Below are 19364 nucleotides of genomic sequence, written 5' to 3' on the forward strand. Positions count from 1 at the left end.
TCAATATGCAGTTTACTGTTGTTTATATTAAATTTGCCCGTCGTTAAAAAACAATTAAGTATATGAAAGTAATTGAACATTTATCCAAAGCGAAAAATCCTTTAATAAGTTTTGAAATTATTCCGCCTAAAAGAGGAGGAGACATAGGCAGTATTCTTTCTCTGCTTGATGATCTTATAAAATACAATCCTCCATTTATAGATATAACAAGTCACGCCGCTGAAGTTTACTATGATGAAACTCCGAATGGAATCAAAAAAATAATCAAAAGAAAAAGACCAGGCACACTCGGCATATGTGCATTGATTCAGAATAAATATAACATTGATGCAGTTCCTCATGTTCTTACAAAAGGATTTACGAGAGAAGAGACCGAGGATTTTCTGATTGAATTAAATTATTTGGGAATTCAGAATGTGCTTGCTATTCGGGGAGATGATAGCGGATATAACAAACCTATTCCACAAGGCAGAAGCGTTAATCAGTATGCAGTTGATTTGGTAAAGCAGATTATGGATATGAATCGGGGAAAATATCTTGAAGATAGTTTGCTTGATGCTAAGCCAACAAACTTTTGTGTTGGAGTAAGCGGTTATCCTGAAAAACATTTTGAAGCTCCGAACCTTAAAACTGATATTAAATTCATGAAAGAAAAAATTGATGCTGGTGCTGAGTATATAGTTACTCAAATGTTTTATGATAATCAGCATTATTTCAAATTTGTTGAGCTTGCCAGAGAAATGGGAGTTAATGTTCCTATAATTCCCGGATTAAAAATTCTTACTTCAAAAGTTCAATTAAACACTATTCCGAAAAATTTCTACATAAATATTCCTGAAGCTTTATCTGACGAAGTACTTTCTGCAAAACCTGAGCATGTAATTGATATTGGTGTTGAGTGGGCAGTTAAACAAGTTGAAGAATTACTTAATAAAAATGTTCCTGCCGTACATTTTTATATTATGCAGAATTCAAAACCAATTATTAAACTTATGGAGAAACTAAAACTTTAATTATGGTTACAGATTTAATTAAAACGAAAAAGTTAAAATGGGGTGTTGTAGGCCTTGGAAGATTTGTTGAAAATTCTTTTCTTCCGGCAATGAAGTCTGTAAGAAAAAGTATGGTCGTTTCTCTTTGTAGTCGTGACTTGAATCGTGCAAAAGAACTTGCTCAAAAATTCGGTGTACCAAATTACTTTAATAATTATGATGAATTTCTGAAGTCTGATATTGATGTTGTTTATGTTGCTTCGGCAAATGCTTTTCATTATGAACAGGTAATTAAAGCAGCAAACTCAGGTAAGCATATATTTTGTGAAAAACCTCTTGCATTAAATTCGCTTCAGGCGGAAGAGATGGTTGAAGCAGCAAAAAAAAATAATGTTCAATTTGCTGTTAATTATGTTCATCATTTCCATCCATTGGTTTTAAAGGCAAAAGAACTTCTTAAAGATCAAAAGCTTGGCAAGCTTGTTTCCGTTCAGGTCAACTTCAATATTGATTTTCCACCTGATAACAATTTTAGATTCAAGAAAGAACTCAGTGGTGGCGGTGCTTTGCGAGATATCGGAACACATATGATTGATTTGCTTAGATTTTTTGGTGGAGAAATAGTAGAAATTGACGGAGTTGTTGATAATCTTATCTATCAAAGTGAAGTTGACGATTTTGCATCTGCTATAGTGAAGTTTGAAAAAGGTGGCTATGGTTATTTCAATGTTTCTTACAACACAAGAAAAGCATTTAATCGAATAGATATTCTTTGTCATAAAGGTGCAATTGAAATTGAAAATCTTATTGGAAGAAAATTAATTGGACCGAAACTTTCTATTCTGCTTGAAGGTGAAGCAAGAAAAAGTTTCCGCCGAAGAGGAAATAAAATGGTTTTTGTTCTTAAATCGCTTCAAAAATCTTTTATGAGAAATGAAAAACCATTGGTAACAGGAGAAGATGGACTAATCAATATGAAGATTATGGAAGAGCTTGAAAGAAAATGTCAATCAAAGATGAAATAGTTAAAGTTTGTCATCTCGTCTATCAGAATAAATTTGTATCAGCTTACGACGGTAACATTTCTGTAAGAACTGATAATAACTCCGTTCTGATTACACGCTCAGGTATTTGTAAAGGAGATGTTACAATTAATGATATTCTCGAAACAGATTTTGATGGAAACTTAATTAATGGTAACGGAAAAATTTCAACGGAGAACAAACTTCATTTCTTCATTTATAAAAACCGTATAGATGTTAAAGCTGTTGTACATTGTCATCCTATCTATGCTACAGCTTTAGGTTTGGTTGAAGGGAATCATCTTTCTCACTACTTTCCTGAAGTGTTATTAACTTTAGGCAAAATACCTGTTTGCAAATATGCAACTCCTTCAACAGAAGAAGTAACGGATTCAATTAAAGATTTTCTTAGTGACTCGAATGCATTCATCCTTCAGAATCATGGTGCTGTAACAGTCGGAGCTTGTTTAATGGACGCATACTATAAAATGGAAAAGCTTGAACACGCTGCAAAAACGATTATCGCTGCAAAATCCATCGGCAAACCCAGAGAACTGACTGAAAAAAATATCACGGATTTACTTTCAATTTCCGAAAGCACATACGGAATTAAATTAGATATTAATAAAATCTTGTAGAAGTTTATCATGCATAAAAAACTAAACATAATACTTCTTGTAGGCGGAACATCAACTGAACGATACATTTCAAAGCTATCATCTAAATCAATTTATAATGCGCTTAAAACATTAGGACACGAAGTTATCTTGCTTGATCCTGCTTATGGTGATAATCAACCAACTGAACCCGGAAAATTTTTTGATGAAAATGATTTTACTGAGACTTCAAATTCAAACTATATAAAATGTTTTAACAGAAAGGAATTTGATTCAGCTGATTTAGTATTTATCGGGCTGCATGGTAAATGGGGTGAAGATGGAACTGTTCAGGCAATACTTGATTTGAAAGGAGTGAAATATACCGGTTCAAAAACTCTTTCAAGTGCAGTCACGATGGACAAAATTCTCTCGAAAATTTTATTTGATAAATTTAATATCCCGACACCCAAATGGTTTTCATTCAACAACAGTGAAATGTCATCCGAGAATGTTGCAGAAAAGATTGAGAAAGAATTAGATTATCCGGCAATCATTAAACCGAATGATCAGGGTTCAACAGTCGGCTTATCAGTTTGCAGGAATAAAAATGATGTTAAGCAGGCGCTTTCACTTGCCAGGGATTATTCAGAAAAAATTCTTGTCGAAGAATTTATTCCAGGTAGAGAACTTACTGTTGGTGTATTGGGTGAAGAAGCTTTACCTGTTCTTGAAATAAAACCAAAACATGAAATTTATGATTACGAATGCAAATACACTTCGGGAATGAGTGAATATATTGTCCCTGCTGAAATTCCCGAAAATATTTCTAAACAATTACAGGAAACATCTTTGCTCGCTTTCAAATATCTCGAGTGCGAAGGTTATGCAAGAATTGATTTCCGACTTTCTCCTGAAAATAAATATTATTTATTGGAAATTAATACTCTGCCAGGAATGACTTCACTAAGTCTTGTTCCGAAAATGGCAAAAGCTGTTGGAATATCTTTCGAACAATTAATTGACAGAATAATTCAACTGAGCTTATGAATAAATTTTGGGCTGATAATAAATTCAGATTCTTTCTGCTGCTCGCAATTGTTTTCTTTGCAACAATGTATTTACTATTTAATAGTTATGGTGTGATTAAATATATCCGACTGAAAAGCGAGCTGAATGAACTTAACGAAAAAATTCAGAAACTTGAGCAGGAAAACAAAAACCTTGAATCTGAAATTGACTCAATCAAAAAAGGTTATCCATCTAAGATTGAAAAGATTGCTCGCGAAAAGTATGATATGATTAAACCGAATGAAAAGAAAATTGAATTTGAAGAAGAATAAATGGATAAAAAAAATATCCCATCCGTACCTTTAGCTGAAAGAATAAGACCTAAAACTATTTCTGAATTTGTTGGACAATCTCATCTGCTTGGTGAAGGTAAACCGATAAGATTGATGATCGAGAATGATACTTTAAGTTCATTCATTTTATGGGGACCGCCTGGCACTGGTAAAACTACAATTGCAAAAATAATCGCCAATCAAACTCAATCGGAGTTCTTTAGTTTAAATGCAGTATCAAGCGGAGTAAAAGAAGTTCGCCACATCATTGAACTTGCCGAACAAAATAAAAAAATTGGTAAACGAACAATTCTTTTCATTGATGAGATACATCGCTTCAACAAAGCACAGCAGGATGCTTTGCTTCATTCAATAGAATCAGGATTGCTGATTCTTATTGGCGCAACTACTGAAAATCCTTCTTTTGAAGTTATTCCGGCTCTTCGTTCAAGAGCGAGAGTTTTTGTGCTGAATGAATTATCAAAAGATGATTTATTGAAAATTATTGATTATGCTTTAAGTAAAGATGAATTTCTCTCATCACTTAATATTGAATCCATTGATAAAGATTTTTTGATTTATTTATCAGGTGGAGATGCGAGAATTTTGTTGAACATTCTTGAAGCATCAGTCATTCAGGAAATGAACAAGGATAAAATTATCCTCACAAAAGAAATTTTTGAAAATGTAGTTCAGAGAAAAAATATAATTTATGATAAAGCCGGAGAAGAGCATTACAATGTTACTTCAGCTTTTATTAAAAGCATTAGAGGCAGCGATCCTGACGCAGCATTATATTGGTTAGCGAGAATGCTCGAAGGTGGGGAAGATCCTTTATTCATAGCAAGACGGTTAATCATTCTTGCTTCCGAAGACATTGGTAATGCATCTCCAAATGCTCTGGTGCTCGCTGAAGCAGCTTTCAGTGCCGTCGATAAAATCGGAATGCCAGAGGCAAGAATCATCTTAGCTCAATGTGTTACTTATCTTGCTTCAGCTCCTAAAAGCAATGCTTCATATCTTGGAATTGAAAAAGCACTTGAAGAGGTAAGAAAAAATCCAATCGCACAAGTTCCATTACATTTAAGAAATGCCCCAACAAAACTGATGAAAGAAATTGGTTATGGTTCTGATTATAAATATGCTCATGATTTTCAGAATCATTTTGTTGAAGAGAATTATCTGCCTGATGAGCTGGCGGGCAAGCAATTTTATTTTCCAACTGAACAAGGTCAGGAAAAGAAAATAAAAGAATGGTTAAAATCCTTGTGGAAAAAGAAAAAGAAGTATTAATAACCTAAATCAAACCGAATACTTTACCTGGTAGTTGTTTTACTAATCCCTTAAACTCAAGTGAAAGCAAATGCACAAGACAATCAGAAGTGGAAAGATTTGTCAGCTCTGCGATTTTATCTATGTGCAGAGGTTCGTTTGTTAATGAGTTATATATTTTTTCCTCAAACATATTTAGATCTTTTTCAGGTTTAGGAATATTCTTTCCTATAACGGGTTTTAGTTTTAATTCCAATTCTGTTAGAATATCCTCGGCAGAAGTGATAAGTTCAGCTTCACCTCTTTGAATGAGAAGATTTGTTCCTTCAGATTGACGGACGCCAATATTACCTGGGATGGCAAACACTTCACGGTTTTGATCGAGTGCCAAACGGGCGGTTTGCATTGCACCACCGTTAATTCCGGTTTCAACTACCAAAGTCCCCAATGAAATTCCTGAAATTATTCTGTTTCGTTTCGGAAAATTTACTGCATCTGGTTTTGTTCCAAGAGCAAACTCCGAAATAATAACTCCGTTTTCTGATATCTCTTCGAATAATTTTTTATTCTCTGGCGGATAAATAACATCTAAACCAGAACCAACAACCGCAATCGTTCTACTTTTGTTTTTCAACGCAGTTTTGTGAGCAATTGAATCAATTCCCCGCGCTAATCCACTAACTATTGTAATTCCTTGCTCAGCGAGAGCTGTAACAATTCTTTCAGCCTGGATTTTCCCGTAATTAGTCGGAGACCTTGTACCAACCACTGCGATTGAGTATTGATCTCTTTCATCAAAATTTCCTTTTAGGTAAAGTATTAATGGCGGATCATAAATTTTTTTAAGCAAAGGGGGATAATCCTCATCCCAAACGGTTATAATTCTACCTCCAATTTTTTTGAGCTTTGTCAATTCTTTTTCAACAAAAGATTTCATTTCATCTTTATGCGATGAAATCTTTTTTATTCGTGAGCTCAGCTCCTTACTAATGCCTTCAACTTCCTGAAGTTCATTGATTGATGCATCAAGAATATTATGAAGATTTCTGAACTTTGATAGAAGAGATCTGATTTTGGCGGGACCAATTCGCTCAACTGAAAGCAGAAGAAACAAATCAACTAACTGCTCAAAAGAAAGTTTACCCAATTTGAAATTTAGTTTTATTGGTTGCTGACTTCGGTATCCTGTTGTTTCTTTTTTCTGTAAACGATTGCGAGAGGAAAAATAATTACATAAGCTATAAACAAAACTATAGGAGAATAAACTAACGATTCATTGCTATTCCAGGGACCAATGCTCATTAAGTAGTAACCAATAATGGTTACAATAATTCCAACTATTAATAAAATGTAATTATTCTTTTCCCAGTAAATGCTAAAAGGCGAAGGTAATTTCTTTGCTGATTTAACTGAAGCACGCTTTTTAACCTTGGTCATAAATAAACTCCTTTAATTCAATAGCAAATATAAAATAAAACCCGGTGACGGGGAATCACCGGGCTCGACTCTGCTTCATCAAAGGGCAGGGGAGAACCCTTTGAAAGAGTCGCTTGAAAAATAATCCGTTATTCAATGCTTGTCAAGAGGCAATAATTATTTGCTAATCTGATAAACTATCTTGCGAATAGTATCGAACTGCAAATAAGGATATTCTGCTCTTATCGCATCAATTGCATCGCCGGCAGAGACTTTACTTGCGCGCAATTGTTTGAATTTTTTCCTTATCTGATAATCTCTTACAGCTTTTTCATCAATCAAGCCGTGAGAGTTCAGCAATTCATAAATTTCATCACTGATGAGTTCAGATAACGGATTTTCTACTTTTGCTTTGATTTCTTTCATCGCTCGATCCTCCTTTGGTTTTTATGGATACTTTTACCTGATAAACCGTAGCAGTGTTTCTGAATATTCCTCCTTGTTTTATCTGAATAACAAAAAACCGATAAGAGAAATTCCCAAATCGGTGGAAATTTGCTACTATTTTAATCTGGTCAAAAAATTAGACGAACAAAAATTAAAAAAGTAGCAAATCAGTGATAAAATTTATTCCTTTTGTTAATTACTAACGCAAATATTTAGAAATCTTTTAAGAAAGTCAAGAAAGAGAGCGAAAAAATATCATCGCAAAAAATTTTAATGTATTACTCAGTTCATATTTAAAATCTATGAAAATTGAAAAATAAAAAACGAGACTTTTAATAAATTTATATGCTTATAGTATATTTTTAAGAAAAAAACTCGAATGAGGAATAATTAAGGAGCATTAAAATTGAGTATGTAGAAGCAAAAGTTAACTTGGATTAACAGTAAGCTGTTTAAGGTTTGTAAATTTACACCAATCTAATTTATGATTAGTATTAAGACGATTAAATCTTAAATTTAAGACAAGTAAAATGTAATAATCACTAATTGTACCAAAATATTCTTGTAATTAATATATATTTTAGAAACTAAAGAAAAATTATTTGTCTTGTTAGATTTTACTTTAAATTTTTCTAGTAAATAAAAAAATCATCTATGAATATTAAATAACTCTTTATTCGGGTTCACCAAAAGTTTTGATTTCAAAGTAATTAAGTATAGAAACTTAATTCTTAAAAGTCTCAAGTCTATTTTAAATAAATTTTATTTTATTAATTTGTCAAAAATAATTATGGAAAAACAAAAATTATCCTTTGATTTGCTTGACTATCTTTTAGTTATTCTAAAATGGAAAAAAGTACTAATTATAATCTCAATTATTGTATTAGTTCTTTCCTATATTTCAATTTATTTATTTATCCCACCTGAATATGATTCCACGTCCCTTATAATACCCTCTCAACAAGAACAATTTGGGGGAATAAGTAGTTTTCTGAAAAATATTGGAAATTTACCTATTGGGCTTGGTGGTTTTTCTAAAAATGACGTAATAGATAAATATAAAACCATAATTTACAGTAGAACCACCCTTGATAAAATTATAGCCGAGTTTAATTTGTTATCTGACTATAATCTAGAAAGTCTTGAAAATGCAAGAAAAGTACTCAAGGATAAAATTAAAGCCGACGAAACACCTGAAAATGCTTTCAGCATAAAAGTTAGAGCTTATGATCCAGAAAAGTCTGCTCAAATAAATAATTTTATTATAGATGAACTCAACAGTAAAATAATTGAACTAAATATCCAAAAAGCAAAAGATAATAGAATCTTTCTTGAAGAAAGATATGGTGAAATTAAAAATAATTTGAAACAAGCTGAGGACTCATTAAATAGTTTTCAAAAGAAATTTGGAATTTTTGAAGCTGAAGAACAAACTAAAAAGACTGTTGAAGAATTTGCAAAAATGGAAGCAGAACTCGCCAATAAAAAAATTGAATTAAAAATTTTAGAAAAAATTTATGGTGAAAATGCTCCTCAGGTTTTGGCACATTCTATTTCAGTTGATGAGTTCCAAAAGAGTTATGAGAAATTCAAATCTGGTAAAGAAAAGAGTCAATTACTGCTCTCATTGAAATCTATTCCAGATAAGTCATTAGAATATTTTCGACTTTACAGAAATGTAAAAATTTATACAGCTATTTTGGAGTTTATAATACCTTTGTATGAGCAGGCTAAATTCGAGGAGCAAAAAGAAATGCCTGTTTTGCAAGTAATTGATAAAGCTATCCCTCCAGAGAAAAAAGCATATCCACCTCGAATATTATTTTCAATTTTAATCACTCTATCATCTGTGCTGCTGGTATTTTTCATTCTTGTGTTTAAAGAATTGTTGAAAAACTCAACCAATCCAAAGATTTTAGAACTGAAAAAGATAATTAAAAAATAAAAGCTTTAATAATTTTTTTATTCAAAGAAAATGAACCAAAACATTTCTATCAGAGAAAATAAATTTTATATAATAATAGGAATGTTATATTCAATTCTGCCGATATTATTGATATCTCAACTCTTATCAGCTGAAATAGCATTTGTTTTTTTAATGGGTATCCCTTTAATAGCAACTTTAATTTTTAATTTCGAAATAATTAAATACCTCGTTGTAACCTCATTATTCAGCAATTTATTTATCAGCGGATTATATTTAAGTGTATATTCAGTTTTTATTCTTCTTCTTAGTTTTTTAATTGTTCACAGAGATATTTCTACCGATCTGTTCAGAACCCCAATTTCAAAAGCATTAATGATTTACTTCTTTGCGATTTTACCTTCATTGTTTAATTCCTCTAAAATATTTCTAAGTCTCTTTTTAATGAATAATTTTTTTTCATTTGCAATTTTAATTTATATAGTTGGTTATGTTATTACTGAAACCAAAGAAATTAAAAATATACTCACTTTTTTTACAACACTTACTATTTTGGATTCACTTTTTATTATTATCAAAAGTATCGGTGGTAATCTCAGAATTTTTGGATTTTCTGGAGTAGTCATTGTTGACTACAGTGCCCTAATAATATTATTCTTTATTTCTAAATTGTTTTTCCATCCTGAAAATTCTCCATTAAAGAAAGTTCTTTTATCACTGGGAATACTACTTTTAATCGTCGCAATGATCATAACCCAAACAAGAAACAGTTTTCTCTCGCTTTTCATATCCATTGTTCTAATAATGCTATTTCTTTTGTTTAACAAGAAAACTTTTTCTGATTATGGCAAAAAGATTTTAATTGTATTTTTTTCTATTTTAATTTTCTTTGCAATTTCAGCCATTATTCTGAGCTCTGTTAAACCATCAGCATTTGGGCGATTTGAGGAATTGGGGAAAACCTTCTCTATGGAAATAAAAAGTGAGTCTGATTTCGGTCGAAGTTCTCTATTCACAAGATTACTTATTTGGGATACCGCGTTAAATGCATTTAATCATCATCCTATAATAGGTATCGGTGCATATTCATTTCCTTTTGAGTCAGTTAGATATTACACAATATCGAAAATTCTTTATAAAGAGTTCGTTGAATCACTCAGTGTACATATTGGTTACTTAGCTGTCTTGACCGAAACTGGTCTAATTGGATTGATCGGATTTCTGATCCTTCTTTATTCAATAATAAGAATGTCCATAAAATCTGTAAAGATATCTAAAACAGCTTTGGACAAATATTATTCATTTGTGCTTTTTGCTTTCCAGATTTATATAATAATTTCATTGTTATTAACTGATGCCTGGCTTTGGGGTCAATGCGGAACGCTTTGGGGCTTATTAGCAGGTTTATCAGTAGCTAACCATAAAATTTTATTAAAGCAGTCGTCTTAAAATATTTATGAGTCAAGATAAAAGAAACTCGCTTTGGCTTGCCACTCAATATTCAACATCTATCCTGATTTCATTCATTACTTTGAAAATTAATCTTTTGCACTTTGGTGAAGCAATTTTCGGATTATGGATTTTGTTGATATCATTCTGGGGATTGAGTTCGATTTTAGATTTAGGCTTTGGAACTGCAATTGTTAAATATACTGCTATGGCTTTAAGAAAGAATGATAATGATGAATTAAACAATACTATTTCGACTGGGAGTTTGTTTTTTCTTTTATTTGGAATTTTGTTAATTATTTGTGGTTTTGTCTTTGGTTATATTATTTATTTTTCAAATACTAGCATATTTAACGAAAAGCTTAAAGAAAAGTTCGTAATAGTATTTCTTATACTAGGAGCATCGTTTTATTTCCAATACCTAACAATCTTTTTAAAATCAATTCTTGAAGGGATGAATAACTTTAAAATAGTAAGCATTCTAAATATATCTTCATATTTTTTTATTTTATTTCAAATAACAATAATATATTCACTCAAACTGGATATCGTTTATCTGGCCTTTTCATATTTGATAACTAATATAATATTACTATCACTGTATTTTACGGTCATTAAAACTAAATTTAAGTTTATAAAAATCAACCCTTTAGAATTTTCCTCCCAATACTTTAAAAAAATGTTTGGTTTTAGCTTTAATATTCAAATAGCTTTTTTTATAGGTGCGTTAATTGACCCTTTGATAAAATATATTATTGTAAATTTTAATACTTCGAATACTGTATCTCACTATGAAATAGCTAGAAGATTTGCAATTGCAATATCAGGTTTATTTAATAACTCGTTTAAAAATCTGCTTCCTAAAGCCAGCGGATTAATTAATTTATCCGAGTATAAAAGTTTTATTAAAGGTGACGTATTAAGAGTTGCCGGATTCTCAATTTTATTTTCTGGCATTTTCTATGGAATTATGTCTTTACCAATTTCAGTAATAATAGAATTATGGTTTGGATATCGTGAAAGCATTATAATCTTTTTTTTGTTAAGTCTGGCTGAAATTATAAATAACTTTGGATTTGCTCTTTACACTTTTTTTATGGGATTAGGTAAAGGTGTATATTTAATTTTTATTCAGACATCAAATATTATTTTCTTAACAACTTTTCTTATTATCGGATTTTTAACTTTTAATTCTGAACTTGGTTTAGTTGGTTATTTTATCTCAGTTTTAATTATGAATATATTATTGATATTTTTAGTTAAAAAAGAAGCTGCCATAACAATAAAAGATTATTTATCGGGTTTCAGATTATCAAGATTATTTACTTTGCTGGGGGTAATTATTGTTATAATTTCTCTTAATGTCTTCCTCGATGTTAATATTTATCTGCTTACTTCTACATTGTCAGTTTTATCATTTTTACTTTTCTTTACAGATATTAAAAAATTTAAGGATGAAATCAATAAAACATTATTGTTATTTAAATCAAAAGATTATTCTAAATAGATTATTAAATATAAGTAGTATGAAAATTTCTGTTGTTACACCATCATTTAACCAGGGAAGATTTATTGAGCAGACAATTCTATCTGTTCTTGAACAAGATTATAGTAATTTCGAACACATTATAATGGATGGCGGCTCTGAAGATAATACAATTGATATTCTAAAAAAATATAAGCATCTGAAATGGATTAGTGAAAAAGATAGCGGGCAGACCAGCGCCATTAATAAAGGAGTTGCTTTGGCTACGGGAGAAATTTGCACTTGGTTAAATTCAGATGATTATTTTGAGAAAAATATTTTTTCTTTGATCGTTGAATTTTTTGAGCAGAATCCATCATGTGATCTACTCTATGGGGATATAACTTATGTTGATCAGGAAAATAACTTGTTATTTAGGATAAAAGGAGATGAAATAAATTTTAATTCACTTCTTCATAATCCGGATTTGATTAGACAACCATCATTTTTCTGGCGCAGAGATAAATTTTTTGAATTTGGTGGGTTGGATGAAAGCTTAAATTTAGTAATGGATTTAGATTTGTTCTTAAAGTTTTTCAAATATGGCAATACCTTTTACATTAATAGAAATCTGAGTTTTTATAGGACTTATCCTTCAACTAAAACGCTTTCAAAAAGAAAAGATCAGGCCGTTGAAATTTATAGGGTAATGAGGAGATATTCTGAAAGAATTTCACTAGATATGTATTGGTTTGTGATTAAAAGATATCTTGGTTTACCATGTTTTATACCAACGATAAAAAAAATTATCAGAAAACTTAGCCAACAATCACAATGAACTCTTCATTCAAAATACTAATTGTTGATCATAATTTTGAGTTCTCAGGATCGCTAATTAGTGTTTCCTATTTAATTAAAGAATTTGTAAAAAATAGGTTCGAAGTTTTTATTTTAACTAAGGCTGGTGAAAAGGAAAAAGAATTTCTTACATCTTTAGGTTCTAAAGTTATTTCATATAGTAATTCAAATTTCAGATCAATTACTTTGTCTTTTCATATTTCTGATAAAACTTCTCCTTTCAGTTATCAGTGGTTTAAGAATCTGATAAAAGATATACTTTACTTTTTTAATGGGATATTCCTTTCTGTAAAAGTAATCAATAAAGTTAAACCAGATTTAATCTATTTAAATGAATATGTAACTGCTCAATTTGCCCTTTATGCAAAATTAAAATCTATACCTTCAGTGGTTCATATAAGAAGTTTATTCATTGATCAAAAATTTAATTTTAGAATTTTTATTCTAAAAACAATACTTCGGAAAGTTGTAACTCTAAACTTTGCAATAACAGAACTGGAAGCTGCTCAAATTGGTAAAGAAAAAAAAGTAAATACTATTGTTGTTCCCGAATTTCTCGACGAATCAGATTTCAAAACCCCTCCGGATTTAATTCATATTAAAAAAAAATATGGCATTGGTCCTAATGATAAAGTCATACTTTTTCTGGGAGGAATTAATGCTATTAAAGGAACTTTAATATTTATTAAGGCTATTAATAAAATCAAGTACCCTGACACAAAATTTTTAATTGCTGGGAATATTCAAAACAATCCGCAGGTGAAAAAAAATTATGATTATTATATTCAATGCACCGAATTAATTAATTCGTCTACTCGAAAAAATGCTATAAATATTTTGGGCAATGTTACAAATATTAACGAAATAATTAGTATAGCAGATATAATAGTTTCTTGTTCTGTGGAATCACATTTTAGCAGGCCGATTATCGAAGCTTGGGCACAAAAAAAGGCTGTTGTTGCTTCGGATATTCAACATAATATAAATTTAATTAACAAAGGTGTTGATGGAATTCTCTATCCTTCAAATGATTCTGATTCACTTGCAAAAGCATTAGATAATTTATTATATGATGAAAATCTCCGATTAAGAATCGCAGAAAAGGGGTTGAGTAAGGCAAAAGAAAATTTTCTTGCAACAAAAAATGTCAAGATTATACTTAATGCTTTGAAAAAATTAGCAAATGGTAATCAATCTGAGTTAACAAAAAACCGTTAAACAATATGGCTTTGTTTTAATACATAAATGTTAAGTAAACCCCAAATTACAGTAATAATAATCAATTGGAATGGTTTAGATGATACAATTGAATGTGTTAAATCATTAAAAACCACAGATTATGAGAATTATAAAATTACCATAGTTGATAATAACTCAAATGAATTCAATAAAACTAAACTTAAAGAGCTTCAAGAAAACTATAAAGACATAACTTTGATCTTCAATGAATCAAACCTTGGCTTTTCTGGGGGAAATAATATTGGAATTCAGCAAGCGTTGAGAGAAGGTGCTGATTATATACTTTTACTAAATAATGATACAATTGTTGAACCAAGTTCTTTTTCCAAATTAATAAGTGTCTTTGAACATGATATAAATGCAGGTATAGCTTCTCCTAAAATAAATTATTACGATTTTCCTGACTTGGTCTGGTCTGCCGGTGGTAAGATAAGTAAAATAAGAGGCTCGGGTTTTGCAATAGGCAATATAAAAAGTGATTCTATTAAAGAAGAAATTAAAGAAGTGTCATTCGTCTCCGGTTGTTGTATGCTAATAAAAAAAGATTTGTTTAATAAAGTTGGCCTGTTGGATGAGGATTTTTTCCTTTACCTTGAAGACACAGATTTCTGTGTCCGGGTTAAGGAAGCAGGTTTCAAAATTTATGTGGCAAATAATTCTGTAATTTATCATAAAGTTAGTAAATCTACTTTTAAGCTGGAAAAACCTATTTCGCTTTACTACACTACAAGAAATAGATTGTTATTAGTTAATAAGCACTTTAAACATTATTTACCTCTAACTTTTACTTATATCATTGTGACAATGCTAATTAAATCTCTTTATTGGATTTTCATAGGAAAGAGTAATAATGTTAAAGCAGTTTTTTATGCAATAATAGATTTTCTTCAAGATAAAAAAGGTATTATTTCTGAAGAAGGATTCGGGAAATTGTGAATGAGAATAGGAATTGATGCACGTTTGCTTGGTACTAAAATAAGAGGAACAGCCCGTTACCTTCAAAATGTTCTAGATTTTTTGCCCCAATATGATGATCATAATGAGTATTATATATTTCAGTATGAAGATATTCCACGCAATAATGACTTTTACGAATATATCCCTATCAAAAGAAGTAAATTACCGCGTCAGATCTATGAACATTATTGGCTAAACTTCATACTTCCGCAAATTATCAAGGAGAGAAGGATAGATATTTTTTTTACTCCTTATGTATTTGTTCCATTCAAAAAAGCTGGCTGGAAAAATGTAATTGTTATTCATGATGCTTTAACAAAAGTATGTAGTGAATATTACAGCTATCATTATAAAAAGTACATGGATGTTTTAGTCCCTCAATCGATTAAGCGAAGTGATGCAATCATTACTGTTTCTGAGTCAGCAATGAAAGATATAATTACTTACTTTAATACCCCTGCCGATAAAATAACAGCTCTTCATTTATGGACTGATAAAAGATATAAACCTTTAAATATTAAATTTGAAGAAAAACGATCATTGCTTAAAAAATATAACCTTCCGGAAGAATATGTTTTATTCGTAAGTGTATTTGAAGAAAGGAAGAATATTTCTGGAATTATAAAAATATCCGATATCCTTCTTGAAAAAGGAATGAAAATAAATTTTGTTTTAGTTGGCCGAAAAGGTTTTGGATACAATAAGTTTGAAAAAAAATTATTAACAAGAAAGGAAAGGATTTTCATTCTCAGTGAGATAGAAGATGATGATCTGGTTAAAATATATAACATGGCAAAAGCCTTTATCTTTCCAACTTTTTATGAAGGTTTTGGGCTTCCACCACTTGAAGCAATGAAATGTGGTGTACCGGTGATTGCCTCAAATAATTCTTCAATGCCGGAAGTAGTCGGAGAAGGAGGAGTGTTAGGAGATGCACAAGATTATAATTTTTTTGCTGATGTTATTATTAAAATTTTTTCTGATGAAAAATTCCATAGAAAAATGAGTGAAAAAGCCTTAAAACATTCAGAAAAATTTACTGCTGAAAATCATTTACGAAAATTGATACAAATATTTGATAATCTTAAATAATAAATAATTAAGGTAAATTTGTTATTATCATTTATAAAATTCTTATATAATGCAAATTTTACAGACTAATAAAGCTTATTATCCTAAAGTTGGAGGAATCGAAACTACAATTACAACTCTTTCGGAAGGATTAGTGAGAGATTTTAATCTAAAGGTTGATGTTCTTACTTGTCATCATAATGTAAAAATTTCAACTCGAAACGAAATTATTAATGGAGTTAATGTTAAATATTTACCGACTTATGGATTTTTACATTCGTTACCACTTAGCCCAGGATATTTTTTTTCTTTAGAAAAATATTCCGGAGATATACTGCATATTCATGAGCCATTCCCGTTAAGCGATATTTCAGTACTGTTCAATAAAAAAGTAAAAAAAAACTTCAAAAAAATCATAGTTTCATGGCATAGCGATATTATACGCCAAAAATGGAGTTTGGTTTTTTATGGTAAGTACATTCTAAGATTTCTTGAGTTGGTTGATAAAATCATAGTTAGTAATCCTGCACTTATCAAAAACTCTGATTTTCTTAAAACATTTAGTGAAAAATGTGAGGTAATTCCTATCGGAATCAATTTGGATTGGACAAAATCTGCTAATATTAATAGTATCAAGAATGAAATACCAATTATTTTAAGTGTAGGCAGGTTGGTCTATTATAAAGGTTTTGAATATTTGATTGATGCTATGAAAGACATACAAACAGCAAAGCTTATCATTGTTGGTTCAGGTCCTCTCGAAAAAAAATTAAAAAATCAAATCATTGATAATAATCTGAGCGAAAGAATAGAAATTATTCCTGAGTTGGATAGAGATTCATTAAATTCTTTGTTTAAGTCATGTGATTTATTCGTTCTCCCTTCAATTCGTAAAAGTGAAACATTTGGAATTGTTCAAATTGAAGCAATGGCTTGCGGCAAACCGGTAGTCTGTACAGAGATTGGTACTGGAACAACATTTATTAATTTGGATGGCGTGACCGGGTTAGTAGTTCCACCTGAGAATTCGAATGCATTAGCCTCTGCAATAAATAAAATATTGAGTGACGATTCTTTAAGAAATTTTTTAGGTAACAATGCAAAGCAAAGAGCCTTGTCTGAATTTAATGATAATAAAATGGTTTCTAGGGTTTATGAATTGTATAAAAACTTATTAGAAAATGACCTTTAAACTTTTATGTCTAAAAAACTAGAAAAATTCCTCCTCGTCTTTACTGATTTTATAATGATCAATCTTGCATTTATTGTTTACTTTGCTCTGCGTGTTCAGTCCGGTTTGTTTGATTTGGTTATTATGCCTGAGTTCTTCCTTCCTATGATTGCTCTTTATTTCTACTGGCTTTTGATATTTACTTTTGTCGGAATGTATCGCTCGTGGTTTGCTGCTTCACGATTTGATGAAATATCAACTTTGTTTAAAGCAACCTTTGTGGGAATCTTTATTCTCTTCTTCATAATATTTCTTGATGATTATCTAAACAATGTTTCTTCAAGCACAAGAATTCTGATTTTTATTTACTGGGCTTTGCTTGTTGCTTTTGTTGGAACTGGAAGAGTTGTAATCAGAAGTATTCAGCGTAATTTACTGATAAAAGGTTTTGGAAGAAGAAATGCACTTATTGTTGGTTTTAATGAAAGAGCTTTTGAGGTTCTCGATACTTTATTTAAAGCTCCTGCGCTTGGTATTGATGTTAAAGCTTTTGTAACTATTAAAGACGAACATCTAAACAAATCCTACAACAACATTAAAGTTGAGTCTAACCTTAATTCACTTGCAGAGATAATCAACAAATACAATGTTCAGGAAATAATTCTTGCATTGGAAAAAGATGAACATGATTCTCTTGTTGATATTATTTCTCTTTGCAGTGATAAGAATATCAAAATAAAAATCGTTCCCGACCTTTATGAAATTTTAAGCGGACAGGCAAGAACGAGTCAGATTTATGGTATGCCTTTAATTGATATAATGCCTGAACTGATGCCGGAATGGGAACGTAAACTTAAACGTCTTCTCGATATTGTAGTTTCGATAATAATATTATTAGTTTCTTTGCCGGTAACACTAATAACGGCTCTGGCAATCAAACTTGATAGCGAAGGTCCGGTATTTTTTACTCAGGAAAGAATGGGAATGAATGGAAAGATTTTTAAAATGATAAAATTCCGTTCAATGAGAAAAGATGCCGAGAAACTTACCGGTCCTGTTTGGTCGCAGAAAAATGATCCGAGAGTAACACGGGTTGGAAAAATTATTCGCAAACTCCGGATTGATGAAATTCCACAGTTCATAAATGTGCTTAAAGGAGATATGTCGGTTGTTGGTCCCAGACCCGAACGACCATATTTTGTTGAGAAACTGTCACAGGAAATTCCATACTACAAAAGAAGACTAAAAGTTCGTCCGGGAATTACCGGATGGGCTCAGGTTAAACATAAGTATGACGAATCAATTGAAGATGTTAAAATCAAATTGCGATACGATTTGTTCTATATCGAAAATATGTCAATCAGAATGGATTTAAAGATTCTTTTCAGAACTATTTTTGTGGTGCTATTTGGAAAGGGTCACTATGAGTAAAATTTTAGTTATAATTCCCACTTTCAACGAACTTGAGAATGTCAAAAAAATTATTCCTGCTGTGCTTGAGCAGAATGAACAGATTGATGTTCTGATTATTGATGATAATTCCCCTGACAAAACTGGTGATTATGTTGAAGAATTAAGTAAACAGAATCAGAGGGTGAAATTAATCCGTCGTGAAAAGAAACTCGGGCTTGGAACAGCTTATATTGCCGGATTCAAATATGCACTTCAAAATAATTATGATTTTGTTTTTGAAATGGATGCTGACTTTTCACACGATCCGAAAGAAATAAATAATTTTCTTAATGCAATTAAAGATGCAGATGTTGTCCTTGGCAGCAGATACATAAATGGTGTGAGAGTTCTTAACTGGCCAATGAGAAGACTCCTTCTCAGTTACTTTGCAAGCGTTTATACAAGAATAATTACAGGTTTACCAGTTAAAGATGCAACAGGCGGATTCAAGTGTTTCAGAATTGATGTTTTACGTTCAATTAATCTTGACAGAATCAAATCGAATGGATATTCGTTTCAGATTGAAATGACCTTTAAAGCATTCAAAAAAGGATTCCGTATTAAAGAGATTCCAATTGTATTTATGGATCGTGTCAAAGGTAAATCGAAGATGTCCAAAAAAATTGTTCGCGAAGCAGTATTTATGGTTTGGAAATTAAGATTAAGAAGTATCATCGGAAGATTATAATC

At 30.8% G+C, this 19364-nt stretch carries 19 protein-coding genes; 16 read left to right on the forward strand and 3 right to left on the reverse strand.

The genetic code is table 11. From position 1 onward, the window contains the following. Positions 1–62: 62 nt before the first annotated feature. From Q0X14_RS14020 to Q0X14_RS14045, 6 genes are read left to right on the forward strand one after another with little or no spacing between them, the layout of a single operon-like run. A complete protein-coding gene (locus Q0X14_RS14020; RefSeq protein WP_297839906.1) occupies positions 63–1013 on the forward strand; it encodes a methylenetetrahydrofolate reductase in 951 nt (316 codons plus the stop codon). A gap of 2 nt (positions 1014–1015) precedes the next feature. Continuing rightward, positions 1016–2017, forward strand: a complete 1002-nt coding sequence (locus Q0X14_RS14025) for a Gfo/Idh/MocA family oxidoreductase (RefSeq protein WP_297839909.1) — start codon at positions 1016–1018, stop codon at positions 2015–2017. Then, a complete protein-coding gene (locus Q0X14_RS14030; protein ID WP_297839912.1) occupies positions 1996–2652 on the forward strand; it encodes a class II aldolase/adducin family protein in 657 nt (218 codons plus the stop codon). Before Q0X14_RS14025 ends, Q0X14_RS14030 begins: the two co-directional genes overlap by 22 nt. 9 nt (positions 2653–2661) lie before the next feature. After that, entirely contained in the window at positions 2662–3660 is a 999-nt protein-coding gene (locus tag Q0X14_RS14035; RefSeq protein ID WP_297839915.1) for a D-alanine--D-alanine ligase, read from the forward strand. Continuing rightward, a complete protein-coding gene (locus tag Q0X14_RS14040; protein ID WP_297839916.1) occupies positions 3657–3953 on the forward strand; it encodes a septum formation initiator family protein in 297 nt (98 codons plus the stop codon). The genes Q0X14_RS14035 and Q0X14_RS14040 overlap by 4 nt, the downstream gene beginning before the upstream one ends. Beyond that, positions 3954–5246 (forward strand): replication-associated recombination protein A, encoded by a 1293-nt coding sequence (locus Q0X14_RS14045; RefSeq protein ID WP_297839919.1) that lies wholly within the window; start codon positions 3954–3956, stop codon positions 5244–5246. 4 nt (positions 5247–5250) lie between these two features. On the opposite strand, the gene dprA is transcribed toward Q0X14_RS14045, so the two are convergent. The 3 genes from dprA to Q0X14_RS14060 all read right to left on the reverse strand — a co-directional run bounded on the left by dprA (position 5251) and on the right by Q0X14_RS14060 (position 7067). Next, positions 5251–6372 carry a DNA-processing protein DprA gene (gene dprA / locus Q0X14_RS14050; RefSeq protein ID WP_297839923.1) on the reverse strand — a complete coding sequence of 374 codons (1122 nt, stop codon included), beginning with the start codon at positions 6370–6372 and terminating at the stop codon, positions 5251–5253. A 14-nt stretch (positions 6373–6386) separates the two neighbouring features. Next, positions 6387–6662, reverse strand: a complete 276-nt coding sequence (locus tag Q0X14_RS14055) for a hypothetical protein (RefSeq protein WP_297839925.1) — start codon at positions 6660–6662, stop codon at positions 6387–6389. A gap of 156 nt (positions 6663–6818) precedes the next feature. Continuing rightward, entirely contained in the window at positions 6819–7067 is a 249-nt protein-coding gene (locus Q0X14_RS14060) for a hypothetical protein (RefSeq protein WP_014559605.1), read from the reverse strand. 811 nt (positions 7068–7878) lie between these two features. On the opposite strand from Q0X14_RS14060, the gene Q0X14_RS14065 reads away from it, so the two are divergent. The 10 genes from Q0X14_RS14065 to Q0X14_RS14110 are packed head-to-tail and all read left to right on the forward strand — an operon-like array spanning position 7879 to position 19362. After that, on the forward strand, positions 7879–9033 hold the full coding sequence (locus Q0X14_RS14065) for a Wzz/FepE/Etk N-terminal domain-containing protein (protein ID WP_297839929.1): 1155 nt from the start codon (positions 7879–7881) through the stop codon (positions 9031–9033). Positions 9034–9063: 30 nt separating this feature from the next. Further along, positions 9064–10461 carry an O-antigen ligase family protein gene (locus Q0X14_RS14070; RefSeq protein WP_297839932.1) on the forward strand — a complete coding sequence of 466 codons (1398 nt, stop codon included), beginning with the start codon at positions 9064–9066 and terminating at the stop codon, positions 10459–10461. A 7-nt stretch (positions 10462–10468) separates the two neighbouring features. Next, positions 10469–11968 carry an oligosaccharide flippase family protein gene (locus Q0X14_RS14075; protein ID WP_297839934.1) on the forward strand — a complete coding sequence of 500 codons (1500 nt, stop codon included), beginning with the start codon at positions 10469–10471 and terminating at the stop codon, positions 11966–11968. Further along, a complete protein-coding gene (locus tag Q0X14_RS14080) occupies positions 11916–12764 on the forward strand; it encodes a glycosyltransferase family 2 protein (protein WP_297839936.1) in 849 nt (282 codons plus the stop codon). Before Q0X14_RS14075 ends, Q0X14_RS14080 begins: the two co-directional genes overlap by 53 nt. Next, a complete protein-coding gene (locus tag Q0X14_RS14085) occupies positions 12761–14002 on the forward strand; it encodes a glycosyltransferase family 4 protein (protein ID WP_297839938.1) in 1242 nt (413 codons plus the stop codon). Before Q0X14_RS14080 ends, Q0X14_RS14085 begins: the two co-directional genes overlap by 4 nt. A 27-nt stretch (positions 14003–14029) precedes the next feature. Then, positions 14030–14959: a glycosyltransferase family 2 protein gene (locus Q0X14_RS14090; RefSeq protein WP_297839940.1), complete on the forward strand. Its 930-nt coding sequence runs from the start codon at positions 14030–14032 to the stop codon at positions 14957–14959. Then, positions 14960–16072: a glycosyltransferase family 1 protein gene (locus Q0X14_RS14095; RefSeq protein ID WP_297839943.1), complete on the forward strand. Its 1113-nt coding sequence runs from the start codon at positions 14960–14962 to the stop codon at positions 16070–16072. A 49-nt stretch (positions 16073–16121) separates the two neighbouring features. Further along, positions 16122–17243: a glycosyltransferase gene (locus Q0X14_RS14100; RefSeq protein WP_297839946.1), complete on the forward strand. Its 1122-nt coding sequence runs from the start codon at positions 16122–16124 to the stop codon at positions 17241–17243. 6 nt (positions 17244–17249) lie between these two features. Next, positions 17250–18653, forward strand: a complete 1404-nt coding sequence (locus Q0X14_RS14105) for an undecaprenyl-phosphate glucose phosphotransferase (RefSeq protein WP_297839949.1) — start codon at positions 17250–17252, stop codon at positions 18651–18653. After that, positions 18646–19362 carry a polyprenol monophosphomannose synthase gene (locus Q0X14_RS14110; protein ID WP_297839952.1) on the forward strand — a complete coding sequence of 239 codons (717 nt, stop codon included), beginning with the start codon at positions 18646–18648 and terminating at the stop codon, positions 19360–19362. Before Q0X14_RS14105 ends, Q0X14_RS14110 begins: the two co-directional genes overlap by 8 nt. The last annotated feature ends 2 nt before the right edge of the window (positions 19363–19364 follow it).

Source organism: Ignavibacterium sp., from assembly GCF_025998815.1.
In the GTDB taxonomy this organism is placed as follows: Bacteria; Bacteroidota; Ignavibacteria; order Ignavibacteriales; family Ignavibacteriaceae; genus Ignavibacterium.

Bases quoted from the DNA above. Each gene is read 5' to 3' on its own strand.
- Q0X14_RS14105 (WP_297839949.1), top strand. From the start codon at position 17,250: ATGTCTAAAAAACTAGAAAAATTCCTCCTCGTCTTTACTGATTTTATA.
- Q0X14_RS14025 (WP_297839909.1), top strand. From the start codon at position 1,016: ATGGTTACAGATTTAATTAAAACGAAAAAGTTAAAATGGGGTGTTGTA.
- Q0X14_RS14020 (WP_297839906.1), top strand. From the start codon at position 63: ATGAAAGTAATTGAACATTTATCCAAAGCGAAAAATCCTTTAATAAGT.
- Q0X14_RS14060 (WP_014559605.1), bottom strand. From the start codon at position 7,067: ATGAAAGAAATCAAAGCAAAAGTAGAAAATCCGTTATCTGAACTCATC.
- Q0X14_RS14095 (WP_297839943.1), top strand. From the start codon at position 14,960: ATGAGAATAGGAATTGATGCACGTTTGCTTGGTACTAAAATAAGAGGA.
- Q0X14_RS14040 (WP_297839916.1), top strand. From the start codon at position 3,657: ATGAATAAATTTTGGGCTGATAATAAATTCAGATTCTTTCTGCTGCTC.
- Q0X14_RS14090 (WP_297839940.1), top strand. From the start codon at position 14,030: ATGTTAAGTAAACCCCAAATTACAGTAATAATAATCAATTGGAATGGT.
- Q0X14_RS14045 (WP_297839919.1), top strand. From the start codon at position 3,954: ATGGATAAAAAAAATATCCCATCCGTACCTTTAGCTGAAAGAATAAGA.
- Q0X14_RS14085 (WP_297839938.1), top strand. From the start codon at position 12,761: ATGAACTCTTCATTCAAAATACTAATTGTTGATCATAATTTTGAGTTC.
- Q0X14_RS14110 (WP_297839952.1), top strand. From the start codon at position 18,646: ATGAGTAAAATTTTAGTTATAATTCCCACTTTCAACGAACTTGAGAAT.
- Q0X14_RS14030 (WP_297839912.1), top strand. From the start codon at position 1,996: ATGTCAATCAAAGATGAAATAGTTAAAGTTTGTCATCTCGTCTATCAG.
- Q0X14_RS14070 (WP_297839932.1), top strand. From the start codon at position 9,064: ATGAACCAAAACATTTCTATCAGAGAAAATAAATTTTATATAATAATA.
- Q0X14_RS14065 (WP_297839929.1), top strand. From the start codon at position 7,879: ATGGAAAAACAAAAATTATCCTTTGATTTGCTTGACTATCTTTTAGTT.
- Q0X14_RS14100 (WP_297839946.1), top strand. From the start codon at position 16,122: ATGCAAATTTTACAGACTAATAAAGCTTATTATCCTAAAGTTGGAGGA.
- Q0X14_RS14080 (WP_297839936.1), top strand. From the start codon at position 11,916: ATGAAATCAATAAAACATTATTGTTATTTAAATCAAAAGATTATTCTA.
- Q0X14_RS14075 (WP_297839934.1), top strand. From the start codon at position 10,469: ATGAGTCAAGATAAAAGAAACTCGCTTTGGCTTGCCACTCAATATTCA.
- Q0X14_RS14035 (WP_297839915.1), top strand. From the start codon at position 2,662: ATGCATAAAAAACTAAACATAATACTTCTTGTAGGCGGAACATCAACT.
- Q0X14_RS14055 (WP_297839925.1), bottom strand. From the start codon at position 6,662: ATGACCAAGGTTAAAAAGCGTGCTTCAGTTAAATCAGCAAAGAAATTA.